The following is a 15,718-nucleotide window of genomic DNA, read 5'->3' as shown; positions in this document are numbered from 1 at the left end:
TTAACAAATCTTATATACCTGCCATTTGAACGACAATAAGTCGCCCACCTTCACCTTTTTTCAGTAAAATTTTGGTTCCTTCTTCTAGTTTTACTTTTCCTCCTATCGGAATGGATTGCTTAGTATTAACATCTACCATATCAGGAAGATTTTCATTAATTAGCCACCAATGCTCTTGATGCAAGAGGAAATAGCCAGTACGTTTTGCATCATCTGCTTTTAATTTTTCATTTGGAAATATTCGGTTATCTGAATGCCATTTAAAAAGAGATTGTCCGCTATAAACCATAATCCGGTGATTATCTGGACGATAACTTCCATTAGGAGCAGCAGAATATAAATTTAATACAGGTAATTTACCTTGATGTGCAGTACCACAAAATGGACATTTAGGTAATTTAGAATTATCGAAAGCATACCATTTTTGCTCACAATTTGAATTACTACATGGCTGTAATAGATCAACGGTTTTGACTAATGCTTGTTCCCATTCATCTGCAGCAGGACGGGATGATGGATTATGTAAGCCATCTACAAATGCTCGTTTAAATAATTCACTCAAATAAGGTCCTGTAATAGTGTAGGGTATTTTTTGTGTGTCTTTCCAAGGTAGTTCACTGGATTTAACACTATTGATTTTTATACGATTACTATGATCAGTTGGATGCTCAATAAATAAAGCTTTTTCTCCCATTCCCAATTCTTCATCATGTTGACTATCATTCATATCAAATACTTTATCTCCACGTAAAGGATGGCGATAGAGTAAATACATATAAATTAAAACAGCTAAGGCGTGTAGATCCGTTGTTCGACTAGGTAGTTTACGTTTAGGATCGTTTTTATCTAAATATTGAGTGGCAACTACTTCAGGAGCAATGAAATCAGGAGTTCCTACAACAGTTGGTGGGTGTTTGCCTGGTACAACTAAACCATCAATATCAATTAAGCTTGCCTGTCCTGTTGTGGGATCAATTAAACAGTTCTTATAACCTAAATCACTATGACTTAACCCTGCCATATGCATTCGGCGAACAGCACGAGCAAGCATCAAGCAGACTTTAAGGTGTAGCATCCAGTCGCCCAATTCTCTAGGATCAAGAAATTTATTACGATTAGACGCACTGGCGAACCATTTACCATCTTTGTCTTTGCCTTTGATACCTAACATATCATCATTGCGGCTACCATATTGAAAGAAAAAACAATCACGATAAAAAGGGCTAACAACACCTAACTTACCTTGATGTTCTACAACTGCGGTTGGCCAGCAGAATAATTTTTTTAGATATTCTCCACCTTCTTGATTAAATATTTTTTCACGATAAGTCCCTGTAATCATTTCAAGACGTTCTTTTGTTGATAGATCAGCAGGTTCACGGAAGAAAGCAACAACATAATCTTTATTAGGGGAAAACATTACATCTTTCATACCACCTTGAGCTTTTATTTCATCAATAAATTGAATAGTTTCCCCATTTGTTGCAGTGAGCGTAATAATTTTACTCATTATTTTGCTCCTTCTTGAACTTGCACATCACTTTTTTTATGGAGTGTGATAGGTTTTGTTTCATTATTCTGTGTAATGTTGCTTGTTTTTATATCTTCATTTTCTCCTTGTTCTTTTTCATCCAATTGCAGATTCATCTCATCAATTACAGATGAAATGTTGACTAAATTTTCTTTTTCTGATGCAGAATGAGTAATGCGTTGCCATACTAACTGAGGAATAAACATTGCTAAAGTTCGGTCATCGTGTTCACCTTTTGAGAAGAAATCAAGCCATTCTTCAAGGGATTTCTCTGGTTTTTCAGATTGCAATGGTATATGTAATTCTAGCCAAAATTTTTGCCAAGTTTCAAAAGAGTTTAGCTGAATATCTGTATGAAATTTGGGGTCAGAAACACCATCAGTCATTAATATTAAGATAGGAGGAGAATCACGAACATCCGTATAAATTCTGGCAAGGATATTATCGGCATTGGCTTCTATTCTTGTTAAAAATTGGGTTTCTCCTGAATACAACCCTGAGTCGACTTCACCGAGTAAGCGAACATTTTTAGTAGCTGGGTCAAAAATTGCGGCAGCTCCATCTCCAATCCAATAACAAGCGGTAAACCATTTTCCATCAATTAAAGGCAATGTGAATGCAATTAATAATGTGCAAGAAAGTGATTTAAGTTCAATAGCTGCGTCTATAGCTTCCTTTTCTTGTGCAAAATAAGCGGCTTGAACAGCTTCTTTAAACATTGCTTTAGTAATATAAGCGAGTTCTTGTTCATTTTTCTGAGAAAGTTTCTGATAGTCTTTACCTTCAATATTCAGTAGTTCCAAAACTTTATGTTGTGCAGCATTAACTGCTAGTTTTGAGCCTTGTCGGGAAAATTCGGCACTTCCAGCACCATCTGAGACAGCAAGGAAATGTACTTTTGATTTTTCATGATATGCGATTGTAAAATCATCATCGCAACAAGTCCCTTTCATTGCGTGAGTACGACCGCGCATACGGGCAGCAATTAATTGTCCACTTTCAGTCGTGATTTTGTCACTGGTACTATCAGGTTTCCAAAATCGACAGTTTTTATCTGAGGGGATGTTCTTCCATAAATATTTAGGATTTGGGTTAATAAAAATACTTGAGTACACAGTATTTCCATCATCAAGTTGAAAAGTCAGCAAAAACTCACCACTCTTTGTTGGTATTCCTTCTAAAATTTGTTTTTCCGGATTCCATACTAATCCAATTTCATCTTCTAGCTTGATAGATTGAATTAGTGGTAACTCATCAGCTTTCTGATAAAAATAAAGCTCGTCTTGCTTCGCATTTGGAAGTGATATTATGAGACTTTTTTGATGTATTGGCGTAGCGGTTGTTGGTTGTACTATCAACATTTTATTTTCCAATAATATTATGTTCTTTGAATCTTGAAAGCGTTGCCACATTTCATAAATGTGAGAAATAAGCGTTTGATTTTGGCTGGCAAAGGCATCAAGATATTTTTCATCTGCTTGATTCAACCAAGATTTAAATTTTTCTAATTGTTCGGTTGAATTCATCGTTAACCCCTTGCTCGAGTAATATCAAAATCAGTGCTTGTAGTTTCAAAATACAACGTTTCATTGCAACCTGGGCAAATGACTTCTTTTTCCCCATTAGCACAGAAAATTTGACCACAGTTACACATACATAATCCAAAGGCAGCACCACAATGTGGGCAACCTCCACATCCCCAAAGTTGAGATGTCGAAATTTTGCTATAATTTGGGCGATGATCAGACCAATCTTCATAGTCTTTTTCTACAGGATAAACACCAACATATTGGAACATTGCGTTATCAAATGGGCTATGTTCAATTCGCTCATATTTTATTAAATAAGGTAACTTTACTTTACTACATTTACCAACGATAATGGCATAGTTCTCATCTAAAGCAACAGCTTGCTCTTTGTTTTTAATTAAAGAAATTGTACCATCTTCCAAAATTTCTCTATTAAGGGAAATAGGAGATTCCATACCTAATGAACGGCTTTGACTTAAAATTGAATCAGCAATAGATTCACATAAGGTACGATAGACTTTTTCAATATCATCATCATCAAGTCGATAAGTTAGGTCACTAATCTTATTTAACGTATCAAGATTGGCAAATTTACCAATACCAATATTGATAAGCTTTGCTTTATTGCGAAAATGCTGTTGCCAGCGAGAAATTGCTTGAGTCGGATCATCTGTTGGTGAACCATCAGACATTATATAAACTAGAGGTTTCCAATCACCTTTTTTCTCCGGTGTACTATAAATAATATTTTTTTCTAAACAATCCATAAGGTGGTTAAGCGCAGCTCCAATAGATGTTCCAGAACCAATTGGTAAGCGAGGAGGATAAAAATTCATTAATTCTGTCAATGGGGAAAGTGTCCCTGCAGCTCCCGCAAAGGCTATAACAGAAAGATGAACTGATTCTAAAGCATAGGGATCTCTACGGAGTTGATTAATAAGACGACTAATGCCTTCTTGCATTTGACGAATATTTTCTCCAATCATACTTTCAGAAATATCAACGACAAGATAAACAGGTAAGCGGCGCATAATTTTTCCTACAATACGATATTAATTTCATCTGGTGGTGGAGGTAGATCATTATTACTTACTGCACCGACGCTCACACTGGTTTGAGCAACAGATGCTGAAACCCATTGGAAGAACTGAGCAAAGCTATTCGCATCCATAGTATCTAATGACACAACAGTATCTGTTAGTTTTTTCAGTATATTTGGATCTGCCTTGGGTCCTGCTGCACAAGCAACAATGTTGCCAAAGTTTAAGGATTTGAGTTGTGGAATAGCTTGTTCATAAGCGAATGTATCTGATGGCTTACCGTCTGTTAGTAGAATTAGAATAGGGCGCCAGTCACCTTTTTGATTAGGTGTTGCAAGAATACGATTTTTTTTAACTTCTAGCACTATTTCCTCAAGCATTTTCCCTAGAAAGGTAGCTCCACTGTCTGGGCAAGTAATTGTTGGCAAAACCACATCTTCAAGGGCGGTAAGTGGGAGTACATTTTTTATTTGAGTATCAAATGTCGAAATTGAGAGGTATACGCTTTCCAGTGCATAAGGGTTTTGCCTTAAAGCTGAAAGTAATGATTGTAAGCCCACGTTGACTGCTTCGATTGGCTCTCCTTTCATAGAGCCTGATGTGTCAATGCAAATATAAGTGAGTAATCTTCTAGACATAATAGATCACCACATAACTTATAAAACAATATTTAATTCTGGTGGAGGGGGAGGTAAATCGCCCAGCCCGCCCACATCTTTTTTGTTTAGATCAACTTTTTGACTTGATACAGAAATAGATGCGGATACCCATTTAAAGAAAGCTTTAATCGAATTGGCATCAGCAGTATCTAAAGAAACAACATTCTCTGTAATTTGTTTTAATACATTAGTATCTGCTCCAGCTCCTGCAGCACAAGCAACAAACGTACCTGTTTTTATGGTTTTTAAAGTGTCAATTCCTTTTTGTAAATCATCTGTTGGTACACCATCTGAGAGTAGAAAAATAACAGGCTTCCAGTCGCCTTTTACTTCCATGGATCCTTTTTGAACCTCACGATTAATACAATCTGTTAATAACGTTAATGCTTCTCCCATAGAAGTTAAACCTGATGCTTCAATAGTTGGAAGTTGGAAACTAATGAGTTCCGTTAGTGGAATAATTTGTTCTGCTTTACTATGGAAGGTAATAATGGATAAATAAGCAGTTTCTAACGCATAAGGATCTTGACGTAATGCAGAAACAAGCATTTGTAAACCATTGCGAACCGATTCAATAGCTTCTCCCATCATGGAGCCTGAAGTATCAACTAATAAATAAACGGGTAAACGACGCATAATTTTTTCCTTAATAGCAACTTTGTGCTGATATACCATTTTTACGGTTTAATTTCATTGCAGCTTCACAAGCTGAACGCGATTGTTTTCCTGCACAATTTTGATTAAACCAATTTATCATTTGAGAATGTTTAGTAACTTTTTGGTTATAATCATTTACAGATTTAACTGAGTTTTGATTAACATAAGCATTTTGAAGTGAATTGCCTAGCCATTTTGCTTGATTGTAGGTCTTAACACATTTTTCCATAAGTGCATCACTAATTACAGGAACATAGCCATGAGTAGAAGATGCTGGAGGAGTACTATAGTAATGATTAGCGTCAACACTGTTTGCAATAAAATAGGCAATTAGTAAGATAAGCCTTTTTGTGATCATAGATCAATTTTCTCCTTGTTTAGGGAAAACAAATGATGCAATGACACCCAAAAGCAATACACTTAACACAATATATAAGCTTACATTTGCAGAAATATGGACTCCTGTATCAAATACAGCGTGGTTCCAAGATTGAAGTCCCATTTTGGCACCAATAAAAAATAATAATGCAATAACCGCCTTTTCTAAATGAACAAGGTATTTTGTTAGGGCTGCAAGGATAAAATAGAGACTACGTAACCCAAGAATCGCAAAAATCATTGCAGCGTAAACTAACAGCGGTTCTTGAGTTACTGCTATAACTGCAGGGACAGAGTCAAATGCAAAAGCAATATCGGACGTTTCAATTGCCATTAAACATAAGAATGCGGGGGTTGCATATCGGAAACCTTGGCGAGTAACAAAGGTAATTTGTTCCGTATTTAATTCACTGTGTTTAATAAAGAATTTTTCTTGAACTAATTTAGGAAAAATGGGTATCATTTTTCCAATTAATCGAACGCTCCAGTGATGGGTATAATCTTCAATTTCTTCTTCGCTATCATTTCCACTTTGAAGCATTTTCCAACCACTCCAAAGTACAAATGCAGCAAAAATAAACCCTACCCAAGGACTGGCAGCAAATAACCCAGTACCAATAACAACGAAGATTGCTCGGAATATTAATGCGCCTAAAATGCCCCAATAGAGAATGCGATGTTGGAGATGATCTTTAATTCCAAAAGAAGCAAAGATAGCAACAAATACCATTAAATTATCTATAGATAAACTTTTTTCAAGTACATATCCTGCAAGATAAAGATCAGCCCACTCAGATTCGAAGCGAATATACAAGTAAATATAAAATGCTAAAGCAAGTGAAATCCAAAATATTGACCAAAGTGCAGCATTTTTTACTGTAATTTCTTTGCTATGGCGATGAGAAATTAAATCGATATAAACCGAAAATAAAATAACGGAAAAGAATACGATGATGACTTCTAGTGGGAAACCAAAATGGTGCATAATTAATCCTTTGAGTTTATGAAACTTCATTGAGAGAAGTTCTTATGAAGATTTTAAATATTCAAATAAAGTATAATTGAAATAAACAATGGATAAGGAAGATACTTACGACAACAGAGATAACACCAATACGTCCACCGTTGTGTTGGTATGCACCGAAGTGTTGTACATCTGTTTTTTCAAGCAAAGCAAAACGACGGAATGAGATTTTTTCTCCGATTGTAGCTGTTGCAGATACGTATGCTGCTTCAAGAGTTTCACCTGAAGGCATTGTCAAAGCAAGAGCTTCTTCGTTGTTAGCTGGTTTACCTTCAGCGATGACTTTCGCTGTTGCGTTCTGAGTAAATCTTACTCTTTCTTGTAAGATATTATTAAGGTAGCACTCAGATAGAAAGCTAAGTTAAGGGGCATACAACTAAATCTGCCAGGTAATCGATTGTTGGGCTACCGAGAATTGTTATGTCTACTTCAAATCATTTGAGTCTAAAAACGAAGTGCAAGCAGCTTAAAACTTAAAGGATCTATTCAATTAATATTATTTATTATCCTAATAAGTTCCATAAATTATTGATTTTTAAATATGTGAAAATTACCAGCTAAATAATTAAATTAGGTTAGATTTTATGCAAATTTAATTGTTAGGGCTAGTAACAAATAGGACAAAGTAATACCTATTTTCGATAAAAACTATTCAATTTGAAAGGAATAAATTAGATGGGGATGCATGATAAAATTCGTGTAATGAGAGAACTTTTTCAATTATCTCAAGAAGATATGGCAGGGAGAATGAATATGTCACCTAGTGGTTACGCTAAAATTGAACGAGGTCAAACTCGTTTACAATACGATAAGTTAGTGAGAATTGCTCAGATTTTTAATATGAATTTGTCAGACTTAGTCGATGATGACAAAGGTGTTATGTTTTTTATGAATGAGAATAGGGATAATACGTTAGGAAGTGAGCATAGCGATCGCCGTACTACTCTTTTTGAAATTGAAAAATTAAAATTACAACTTCTTCATAAGAATGAGTTATTAGAGCAGAAAGAAAAAGAATTGGAATCTCTTAGAAAGATGCTTAGATTACTGGAGAAAGTAAGATAAGGGTTCTGAAGTAACTGTTATAGTTCAAATAATTAAGAAAAATCTATGTTGAAAATCATCTCTGCCAACGTCAACGGCATCCGCTCCGCCTATAAAAAAGGTTTTTATGAATATATCGCCGCTTCCGGTGCCGACATCGTCTGCGTGCAGGAACTGAAAGCTCAAGAGGCCGATCTGTCAGACGATATGAAAAATCCGCACGGTATGCACGGCTACTGGCATTGCGCCGAAAAGCGCGGTTACAGCGGCGTGGCGGTGTACAGCAAACGCAAGCCCGACAATGTGCAAATCGGCATGGGCATTGAAGAATTTGACAGGGAAGGCCGTTTTGTCCGTTGCGATTTCGGCAAGTTGTCGGTAATTTCGCTGTATCTGCCCAGCGGCAGCAGTGCGGAAGAGCGCCAACAAGTGAAATACCGCTTTTTGGACGCGTTCTATCCCATGCTCGAAGCCATGAAAAACGAAGGGCGCGACATCGTCGTCTGCGGTGACTGGAACATTGCCCACCAAAACATCGACTTGAAAAACTGGAAGGGCAATCAGAAAAATTCGGGCTTCTTGCCTGAAGAGCGCGAATGGATAGGCAAAGTCATCCACAAGCTCGGTTGGACGGATATGTGGCGCACACTTTATCCCGATGTGCCGGGCTATACCTGGTGGAGCAACCGCGGACAAGCGTATGCGAAAGATGTCGGGTGGCGCATCGATTATCAGATGGTTACGCCGGAGTTGGCCGCCAAAGCCGTTTCCGCACATGTTTATAAAGACGAGAAATTCTCGGATCACGCCCCTTTAGTTGTGGAGTATGACTATGTTGCCGAATAAGGTTTTTGGTAAATATGATTGGAATATAAACGGCAAAACCGGCGTAGGCGCAGCGTGGGTCGTAGCGGCATTTGTGCTGCCTATGCTGGTGTGGGCGGTGTTTATGCTGGCGCGGATGTCCGGCTGGGTTGCGCCGACCAAGGCCAATCCGACATGGGCGTTGGTGTGGCTGCTGTTTTCACTGCCTTGCCTGCTGATTGCGGCCAAGTGCTTTGCTTGGAAGGGCTGGCGGCTGATTGCCAACATCGTACTTTGCCTGGCGACTTGTGCCATCCTCAGCGTGCCTGCCGCATTGCTGATTGCGTTTACACTCAACGACTTGCTCAAATAGGCCGTCTGAAATGCAGAGCTTCGAACTCGAAGAAATGGCACTGTTTCTGATACGCGATGCAGATGAAGCGGAAATGTGGATAGACCGCTGGGCGGTCAGCTATCCGATTGTTCAAACTGCCGAAGCCGATAGTCGGCAAACCATTTCCGAATGGCAACACGCCATTCAGACGGCCTTTGACCATATCGTCAGCAAAAATATTGCCGTCGTGGCTCATGGTGCAGGCGTGTCCGCATTTTTAGCATGGCTGTACCAAGCCGACATCCTGACGCAAAAACGCCTGACCAATATTATTTTGGTCTCGCCGCGTCCAGAAGCTTTTCCCGAGGACGAAATCCATACGTTTCAACGTGTCCGCTGCCCTTGCCGTACAGCGTTGGTTATCGCCGAAACAAACGGCACGCCACGCGATTGGGCGCAAGAGCAGGCAAACCGGTGGAACGCTCGTCTGCTTCAATCGCCGCATTCCGGCCAGTTAAACAGCGCACTCGGCGGCTGGCAATGGGGCATGAAGCTGATGCAGGAAATGTTGTTAAGTAAATAGTTTAGAAGTGTCTATCAAGAAGAGAGGCCGTCTGAAGCTGATATGAGTTTCAGACGGCCTTTGTTTGCAAATATCATGTTAAATATAATTAAAAGAAACTATTCTCATTTCTTTTGTGAAGCAATATAATTCGGTTGTTCCGTTAAATTGAGTATAAAAATGCAAATACCATTTCATTTAGCTTTATTACCCACGCTGATTATCGCTTCCTTCCCTGTTGCTGCCGCCGATACGCAGGATAATGGTGAACATTACACCGCCACCCTGCCCACCGTTACCGTGGTCGGACAGTCCGACACCAGCGTACTCAAAGGCTACATCAATTACGACGAAGCCGCCGTTACCCGCAACGGACAGCTCATCAAAGAAACGCCGCAAACCGTCGATACGCTCAATATCCAGAAAAACAAAAATTACGGTACGAACGATTTGAGTTCCATCCTCGAAGGCAATGCTGGCATTGATGCTGCCTACGATATGCGCGGCGAAAGCATTTTCCTGCGTGGCTTTCAAGCCGACGCATCCGATATTTACCGCGACGGCGTGCGCGAAAGCGGACAAGTGCGCCGCAGCACCGCCAACATCGAGCGCGTGGAAATCCTGAAAGGCCCGTCTTCCGTGCTTTACGGCCGCACCAACGGCGGCGGCGTCATCAACATGGTCAGCAAATACGCCAACTTCAAACAAAGCCGCAACATCGGTGCGGTTTACGGCTCGTGGGCAAACCGCAGCCTGAATATGGACATCAACGAAGTGCTGAACAAAAACGTCGCCATCCGCCTCACCGGCGAAGTCGGGCGTGCCAATTCGTTCCGCAGCGGCATAGACAGCAAAAACGTCATGGTTTCACCCAGCATTACCGTCAAACTCGACAACGGCTTGAAATGGACGGGGCAATATACCTACGACAATGTGGAGCGCACGCCCGACCGCAGCCCGACCAAGTTCGTGTATGACCGCTTCGGACTGCCTTACAGCATGGGTTTTGCCCACCCGAACGATTTTGTCAAAGACAAGCTGCAAGTTTGGCGTTCCGACCTTGAATATGCCTTCAACGACAAATGGCGCGCCCAATGGCAGCTTGCCCACCGCACGGCGGAGCAGGATTTCGACCATTTCTATGCAGGCAGCGAAAACGGCAGCCGAATCAAACGCAACTACGCTTGGCAACAGACCGACAACAAAACCCTGTCATCCAACTTCACGCTCAACGGCGACTACAACATTGGCCGTTTTGAAAACCACCTGACCGTAGGCATGGATTACAGCCGTGAACACCGCAACCCGACCTTGGGTTTCAGCCGCACCTTTACAGCCTCCATCGATCCATACGACCGAGCAAGCTGGCCGTCTTCGGGCAGATTGCAGCCTATTCTGACCCAAAACCGCCACAAAGCCGACTCCTACGGCATCTTTGTGCAAAATATCTTCTCCGCTACGCCCGATTTGAAATTCGTCCTCGGCGGCCGTTACGACAAATACACCTTTAATTCCGAAAACAAACTGACCGGCAGCCGCCGCCAGTACAGCGGCCACTCGTTCAGCCCCAACATCGGCGCAGTGTGGAACATCAACCCCGTCCACACACTTTACGCCTCTTATAACAAAGGTTTCGCGCCTTATGGCGGACGCGGCGGCTATTTGAGTATCGACACTTCGTCTGCCGCCGTGTTCAACGCCGACCCCGAGTACACCCGCCAATACGAAACCGGCGTCAAAAGCAGCTGGCTGGACGACCGCCTCAGCACTATGTTGTCTGCCTACCAAATCGAACGCTTCAATATCCGCTACCGCCCCGACGCGCAAAATGATCCCTACACTTGGGCAGTCGGCGGCAAACACCGTTCGCGCGGCGTGGAATTGTCCGCCATCGGGCAAATCATCCCCAAAAAACTCTATCTGCGCGGTTCGTTGGGCGTGATGCAGGCGAAAGTGGTTGAGGACAAGGAAAATCCGAACCGCGTGGGCATCCATTTGGACAACACCAGTAACGTTACCGGCAACCTGTTTTTCCGTTATACCCCGACTGAAAACCTCTACGGCGAAATCGGCGTAACCGGTACAGGCAAACGCTACGGTTACGACTCAAGAAATAAAGAAGTGACTACGCTTCCCGGCTTTGCCCGAGTTGATGCCATGCTCGGCTGGAACCATAAAAACGTCAACGTTACCTTTGCCGCGGCCAATCTGCTCAATCAAAAATATTGGCGTTCGGATGCCATGCCGGGTAATCCGCGCGGCTATACTGCCCGGGTAAATTACCGTTTCTGATGAAATCAGGCAAAGGCCGTCTGAAAATAAGGCTATGATCTAAGCCATATTTCAGACGGCCTTTTATAAAGGTTGAAATAAAACTAAACACATTTTTTCACTCAAATTGAACACACCTCCAACAAAATGCCATAAAATCCGCCCATTGATTTGAATGTAAAGAGATACCTATGAAACTGAAAACCTTAGCCTTGACCTCATTAACCTTGTTGGCATTGGCCGCTTGCGGCAAACAGGCGGAAACCAGCGTTCCAGCAGACAGCGCCCAAAGCAACACATCCGCTCCGGCAGCCCCTGCCGCATTGACCGAAGGTGTCAATTACACCGTATTGTCCAATCCGATTCCGCAACAGCAGGCCGGCAAAATCGAAGTATTGGAATTCTTCGGCTACTTCTGCCCGCATTGCGCCCATCTTGAACCGGTTTTGAGCGAGCACATCAAAACGTTTAAAGACGATACCTATATGCGCCGGGAGCATGTCGTGTGGGGTGATGAAATGAAACCTTTGGCACGTTTGGCGGCCGCAGTGGAAATGGCCGGTGAATCAGATAAAGCCAACAGCCATATTTTCGATGCGATGGTTAATCAAAAAATCAATCTGGCCGATACCGATACCCTGAAAAAATGGTTGTCCGAGCAAACTGCATTTGACGGCAAAAAAGTATTGGCTGCATTTGAAGCGCCCGAAAGCCAAGCACGTGCGGCTCAAATGGAAGAATTGACCAATAAATTCCAAATCAGCGGCACACCGACTGTGATCGTTGGTGGCAAATACCAAGTCGAATTTAAAGACTGGCAGTCCGGCATGACCACGATTGACCAGTTAGTGGACAAAGTACGCGAAGAGCAGAAAAAGCCGCAATAAGTTGAGGATTGAATGAGCAAAGGTTTCGCGTCCCTTATCTCTTTTTCCTTCACTGTGCTGAAAGATCCAAACCATGTGTGATTACTGTTCTGACCTGCGACCTACCGTTCGTATCAGGGTTCCGAAAGAATTATCGCAAATGTTACTGCGAGCCTCTGATCGTTTAGCAGACGGCACGCTTATCGATATTACTCCAGCCTACGACAAAGTTTATGGTCCCAGCCTTGATGTTGCCAAAACCATCGCTAATAGCGGTTACATTACCCATACTGATTCTCAGGGTAATCGTGACATATATGGTTGGAACGATTCTGTGGTACATTATTTTCAATGTACGCACTGCAATGCCGTTTTCAGGCTTGGTGCCGAAACCTACCATGGTAGTGGTGGCCAATGGGAAATGTTGGAAGAGGCATCAGTACGCTATGAAAATCCTTAAAAGGAATAGATTTCATAGTTATATGTGAATAGTAATTCTTGCTAGAGTAAAAATAAAAACGCCGTCTGAAACTTTTCAGACGGCGTTTTCTGTCAAATTTGCTTACAAACCTGGGAACATGCCTTTCATTCCCTTCATGCCTTTGGCCAAACGCATCAGTTTGCCCAAACCGTTGCCACTGAACATCTTCATCATTTGTTGCATTTGTTCAAACTGTTTGAGCAATTTATTCACTTCCTGCACGGTCGTACCCGCGCCCATTGCAATACGGCGTTTGCGGCTGGCTTTGAGCAGGGCAGGGTTAGCGCGTTCTTTTGGAGTCATCGAGTTGATGATGGCTTCTACTTTGCCCATCGCTTTTTCAGCCGTGCCTTCGGGGATTTGTTTCGATATTTGACCCAGTTCGCCAGGCATTTTTGACATTAGGTTTTCCAAGCCGCCCATATTGCGCATCTGTTGGATTTGCTCTTTAAAGTCGTTGAGGTCGAAGCCTTTGCCTTTTTGCAGCTTTTTCGCCATTTTGGCGGCGGCTTCTTCATCAATACCTTTTTGAACGTCTTCAATCAGGGTCAATACGTCGCCCATGCCGAGGATACGGCTGGCAAGACGGTCGGGATGGAAAGGTTCGAGGCCGTTGATTTTCTCGCCGACACCAATAAATTTAATTGGTTTGCCGGTCACATGGCGTACGGACAATGCCGCACCGCCGCGCGAGTCGCCGTCCATCTTGGTCAATACGACACCTGTCAGCGGTAGGGCTTCATTAAATGCCTGAGCAGTGTTTACTGCATCCTGACCCAACATGGCATCAATAACGAACAAAGTTTCAATCGGGTTGACTGCCGCATGAAGCGCTTTGATTTCGTTCATCATCTCTTCATCGATTGCCAAACGGCCAGCGGTATCGACCATCAATACATCGTAAAAATGTTTTTTAGCGTAATCAACGGCGGTAGTTGCAATCTCAACCGGTTTTTGGTTGGTGTTGGATGGGAAAAAGTCCACGCCGACCTGTTCGGCCAACAGGCGCAGCTGTTCAATCGCGGCAGGGCGGTAAACGTCGGCGGATACCACCAAGACTTTTTTCTTCTGATCGTTTTTCAGCAGGCGGGCGAGTTTGCCGACGGTTGTTGTTTTACCGACACCCTGCAAACCGGCCATCAAAACGATGGCAGGCGGTGAAACCGATAAATCCAGCGTTTTGTTTTCCTTGCCCATCAATTCGACTAAGGCTTGGTTGACCACGCCGATAAAGGCTTGGTCAGGCGTCAGGCTGCCGACGACTTCTTGGCCAAGGGCCTGTTCTTTGACTGTGTTGACGAATTCTTTAACGACGGGCAATGCAACGTCGGCTTCCAGCAGGGCAAGACGAACCTCGCGCAAGGCTTCTTTAATATTGTCTTCGGTCAGCGTTGATTGGCCGCGAATATTTTTAAGTACCTTGCTGAAGCGGTTGGTTAGGTTGTCTAACATACTTATCCTTGATAATGAGAATAGCTGCCCAATATAGGGCATTCTTTGTTAAAATAAAATTCGGATTATTTTACACGATAGTCCGAAGTTATGCTTCAAGAACACAAATACGCACACCAAGGCCGTCTGAAACCCTGCCGGCTGTCCGTCTAGTGTTCACACCTCTATTGAGAAAGATATTTATGCCGATTGTCTTAATCTGCCTTATGCTGGTGTATGCCGGATTGGGTGCATTTTCCTGGTTGCAACATAAAAAGCACAATAATAAATCTTACCCGCTGAAAACCGAGCTGCTGATTTTGAGTGGCGCATTATTGGTACATGGCGCAGCATTGATGTTCCCAGTATTGCAGGATAGGGTATTGATTACCGGTTTTGGCTATTCGCTCAGCCTGATAGTCTGGCTGATGCTGATGATGTACTGCTTGGGTAGCTTCTTTTATTGTCTGCGCGGTGTGCAACTCTTATTGTATCCCTGTGCTGCATTGACCTTATTGCTGGGTTTCCTTTTCCCGGGAGATTTCACAGGTCGTCAAATTGTAGACTTATTGCCGCTATCGCACATTGCATCATCATTGCTCGCATACGGATTGTTTGGCATCGTTACCTTATTTGCCATCCTGATCCTTTTGCTCGACCGCAATCTGCACAAACGCCGTTTTTCCGCATTAGTTAGTTTCTTGCCGCCATTATTGAGTTTGGAAAAACTTATGTTCCAAGGTATGTGGGCAGGATTCGTTTTATTGACCTATTCAGTTATCAGCGGGACGTTTTTTGCCGAAGCCATTTTCGGCAAACCCATGACCTTCACGCATAAAACCATCTTCAGTATTATGTCGTGGCTGATTTATGGCGCATTATTGTTGAAACACAGCATGACCGCATGGCGCGGCAAGAAAGCCGCCGTTTGGACTATTGTCGGATTTGTCAGTCTGATTTTTGCCTATGTGGGCAGTAAATTTGTCCTAGAAATTGTCCTTCAACGTATTGGATAAATAGAAACCATAAAAAAAGGCCGTCTGAAAGAGCATTTCAGACGGCCTTTAGTTTGTATTTTTTTGTATGTATGGATAGTGTGGGAGTTTG

The 15,718-nt window shown here is 42.4% G+C and carries 17 protein-coding genes; 8 read left to right on the top strand and 9 right to left on the bottom strand.

Annotated features, from left to right (window positions below; genetic code table 11):
* Nucleotides 1-10 precede the first annotated feature (10 nt).
* The 8 genes from ACTHTG_RS08855 to ACTHTG_RS08820 are packed head-to-tail and all read right to left on the bottom strand — an operon-like array spanning nucleotide 11 to nucleotide 7,056.
* Complete coding sequence (locus tag ACTHTG_RS08855; RefSeq protein WP_070624716.1) at nucleotides 11-1,510, bottom strand: helix-hairpin-helix domain-containing protein; 1,500 nt, start codon at nucleotides 1,508-1,510, stop codon at nucleotides 11-13.
* Nucleotides 1,510-3,057 (bottom strand): PP2C family serine/threonine-protein phosphatase, encoded by a 1,548-nt coding sequence (locus ACTHTG_RS08850; protein ID WP_049343770.1) that lies wholly within the window; start codon nucleotides 3,055-3,057, stop codon nucleotides 1,510-1,512. Before ACTHTG_RS08850 ends, ACTHTG_RS08855 begins: the two co-directional genes overlap by 1 nt.
* Nucleotides 3,058-3,059: 2 nt before the next feature.
* Entirely contained in the window at nucleotides 3,060-4,091 is a 1,032-nt protein-coding gene (locus tag ACTHTG_RS08845) for a TerY-C metal binding domain-containing protein (RefSeq protein ID WP_049343772.1), read from the bottom strand.
* Nucleotides 4,092-4,099: 8 nt separating this feature from the next.
* Nucleotides 4,100-4,738, bottom strand: a complete 639-nt coding sequence (locus tag ACTHTG_RS08840; RefSeq protein WP_079453969.1) for a vWA domain-containing protein — start codon at nucleotides 4,736-4,738, stop codon at nucleotides 4,100-4,102.
* Nucleotides 4,739-4,756: 18 nt separating this feature from the next.
* Nucleotides 4,757-5,395, bottom strand: coding sequence for a vWA domain-containing protein (locus ACTHTG_RS08835; protein ID WP_049343775.1), 639 nt, complete (start codon nucleotides 5,393-5,395; stop codon nucleotides 4,757-4,759).
* Between the two features lie 10 nt (nucleotides 5,396-5,405).
* Nucleotides 5,406-5,774 carry a hypothetical protein gene (locus ACTHTG_RS08830; protein WP_070649296.1) on the bottom strand — a complete coding sequence of 123 codons (369 nt, stop codon included), beginning with the start codon at nucleotides 5,772-5,774 and terminating at the stop codon, nucleotides 5,406-5,408.
* 3 nt (nucleotides 5,775-5,777) lie between these two features.
* A complete protein-coding gene (locus tag ACTHTG_RS08825; protein ID WP_440362643.1) occupies nucleotides 5,778-6,809 on the bottom strand; it encodes a TerC/Alx family metal homeostasis membrane protein in 1,032 nt (343 codons plus the stop codon).
* Between the two features lie 31 nt (nucleotides 6,810-6,840).
* A complete protein-coding gene (locus ACTHTG_RS08820) occupies nucleotides 6,841-7,056 on the bottom strand; it encodes a hypothetical protein (protein ID WP_368664818.1) in 216 nt (71 codons plus the stop codon).
* A 437-nt stretch (nucleotides 7,057-7,493) separates the two neighbouring features.
* Here ACTHTG_RS08820 and ACTHTG_RS08815 point away from each other — a divergent pair, with 437 nt between their 5' ends.
* The 7 genes from ACTHTG_RS08815 (at nucleotide 7,494) to ACTHTG_RS08785 (ending at nucleotide 13,159) form a co-directional block, all read left to right on the top strand.
* Entirely contained in the window at nucleotides 7,494-7,883 is a 390-nt protein-coding gene (locus tag ACTHTG_RS08815) for a helix-turn-helix domain-containing protein (RefSeq protein WP_049343779.1), read from the top strand.
* Nucleotides 7,884-7,928: 45 nt separating this feature from the next.
* Nucleotides 7,929-8,708, top strand: coding sequence for an exodeoxyribonuclease III (locus ACTHTG_RS08810; protein ID WP_003684015.1), 780 nt, complete (start codon nucleotides 7,929-7,931; stop codon nucleotides 8,706-8,708).
* On the top strand, nucleotides 8,695-9,039 hold the full coding sequence (locus tag ACTHTG_RS08805; RefSeq protein WP_049330844.1) for a hypothetical protein: 345 nt from the start codon (nucleotides 8,695-8,697) through the stop codon (nucleotides 9,037-9,039). Before ACTHTG_RS08810 ends, ACTHTG_RS08805 begins: the two co-directional genes overlap by 14 nt.
* A 10-nt stretch (nucleotides 9,040-9,049) precedes the next feature.
* The gene (locus ACTHTG_RS08800) at nucleotides 9,050-9,583 is read left to right on the top strand and encodes an alpha/beta hydrolase (protein ID WP_070624720.1); all 534 of its coding nucleotides are present in this window, start codon (nucleotides 9,050-9,052) and stop codon (nucleotides 9,581-9,583) included.
* 159 nt (nucleotides 9,584-9,742) lie between these two features.
* Nucleotides 9,743-11,854 (top strand): TonB-dependent receptor, encoded by a 2,112-nt coding sequence (locus tag ACTHTG_RS08795; protein ID WP_070624722.1) that lies wholly within the window; start codon nucleotides 9,743-9,745, stop codon nucleotides 11,852-11,854.
* Between the two features lie 170 nt (nucleotides 11,855-12,024).
* Nucleotides 12,025-12,720: a thiol:disulfide interchange protein DsbA/DsbL gene (locus ACTHTG_RS08790; RefSeq protein WP_003749428.1), complete on the top strand. Its 696-nt coding sequence runs from the start codon at nucleotides 12,025-12,027 to the stop codon at nucleotides 12,718-12,720.
* A 139-nt stretch (nucleotides 12,721-12,859) separates the two neighbouring features.
* Entirely contained in the window at nucleotides 12,860-13,159 is a 300-nt protein-coding gene (locus tag ACTHTG_RS08785; protein WP_079453711.1) for a hypothetical protein, read from the top strand.
* Nucleotides 13,160-13,261: 102 nt separating this feature from the next.
* Here ACTHTG_RS08785 and ffh read toward each other — a convergent pair whose 3' ends face one another.
* Nucleotides 13,262-14,632: a signal recognition particle protein gene (gene ffh, locus ACTHTG_RS08780; RefSeq protein ID WP_049336875.1), complete on the bottom strand. Its 1,371-nt coding sequence runs from the start codon at nucleotides 14,630-14,632 to the stop codon at nucleotides 13,262-13,264.
* Between the two features lie 182 nt (nucleotides 14,633-14,814).
* Here ffh and ACTHTG_RS08775 point away from each other — a divergent pair, with 182 nt between their 5' ends.
* Entirely contained in the window at nucleotides 14,815-15,627 is an 813-nt protein-coding gene (locus tag ACTHTG_RS08775) for a cytochrome C assembly family protein (protein ID WP_049336876.1), read from the top strand.
* The last annotated feature ends 91 nt before the right edge of the window (nucleotides 15,628-15,718 follow it).

Origin of the sequence: Neisseria sp. P0017.S009 (assembly GCF_051957375.1) — a bacterium.
GTDB classification, from domain to species: domain Bacteria; phylum Pseudomonadota; class Gammaproteobacteria; order Burkholderiales; family Neisseriaceae; genus Neisseria; species Neisseria perflava.
This window is presented reverse-complemented; position numbering and strand designations above follow the sequence as displayed.

Bases quoted from the DNA above. Each gene is read 5' to 3' on its own strand.
- ACTHTG_RS08855 (WP_070624716.1), bottom strand. From the start codon at position 1,510: ATGAGTAAAATTATTACGCTCACTGCAACAAATGGGGAAACTATTCAA.
- ACTHTG_RS08850 (WP_049343770.1), bottom strand. From the start codon at position 3,057: ATGAATTCAACCGAACAATTAGAAAAATTTAAATCTTGGTTGAATCAA.
- ACTHTG_RS08845 (WP_049343772.1), bottom strand. From the start codon at position 4,091: ATGCGCCGCTTACCTGTTTATCTTGTCGTTGATATTTCTGAAAGTATG.
- ACTHTG_RS08840 (WP_079453969.1), bottom strand. From the start codon at position 4,738: ATGTCTAGAAGATTACTCACTTATATTTGCATTGACACATCAGGCTCT.
- ACTHTG_RS08835 (WP_049343775.1), bottom strand. From the start codon at position 5,395: ATGCGTCGTTTACCCGTTTATTTATTAGTTGATACTTCAGGCTCCATG.
- ACTHTG_RS08830 (WP_070649296.1), bottom strand. From the start codon at position 5,774: ATGATCACAAAAAGGCTTATCTTACTAATTGCCTATTTTATTGCAAAC.
- ACTHTG_RS08825 (WP_440362643.1), bottom strand. From the start codon at position 6,809: ATGAAGTTTCATAAACTCAAAGGATTAATTATGCACCATTTTGGTTTC.
- ACTHTG_RS08815 (WP_049343779.1), top strand. From the start codon at position 7,494: ATGGGGATGCATGATAAAATTCGTGTAATGAGAGAACTTTTTCAATTA.
- ACTHTG_RS08810 (WP_003684015.1), top strand. From the start codon at position 7,929: ATGTTGAAAATCATCTCTGCCAACGTCAACGGCATCCGCTCCGCCTAT.
- ACTHTG_RS08805 (WP_049330844.1), top strand. From the start codon at position 8,695: ATGTTGCCGAATAAGGTTTTTGGTAAATATGATTGGAATATAAACGGC.
- ACTHTG_RS08800 (WP_070624720.1), top strand. From the start codon at position 9,050: ATGCAGAGCTTCGAACTCGAAGAAATGGCACTGTTTCTGATACGCGAT.
- ACTHTG_RS08795 (WP_070624722.1), top strand. From the start codon at position 9,743: ATGCAAATACCATTTCATTTAGCTTTATTACCCACGCTGATTATCGCT.
- ACTHTG_RS08790 (WP_003749428.1), top strand. From the start codon at position 12,025: ATGAAACTGAAAACCTTAGCCTTGACCTCATTAACCTTGTTGGCATTG.
- ACTHTG_RS08785 (WP_079453711.1), top strand. From the start codon at position 12,860: ATGTTACTGCGAGCCTCTGATCGTTTAGCAGACGGCACGCTTATCGAT.
- ffh (WP_049336875.1), bottom strand. From the start codon at position 14,632: ATGTTAGACAACCTAACCAACCGCTTCAGCAAGGTACTTAAAAATATT.
- ACTHTG_RS08775 (WP_049336876.1), top strand. From the start codon at position 14,815: ATGCCGATTGTCTTAATCTGCCTTATGCTGGTGTATGCCGGATTGGGT.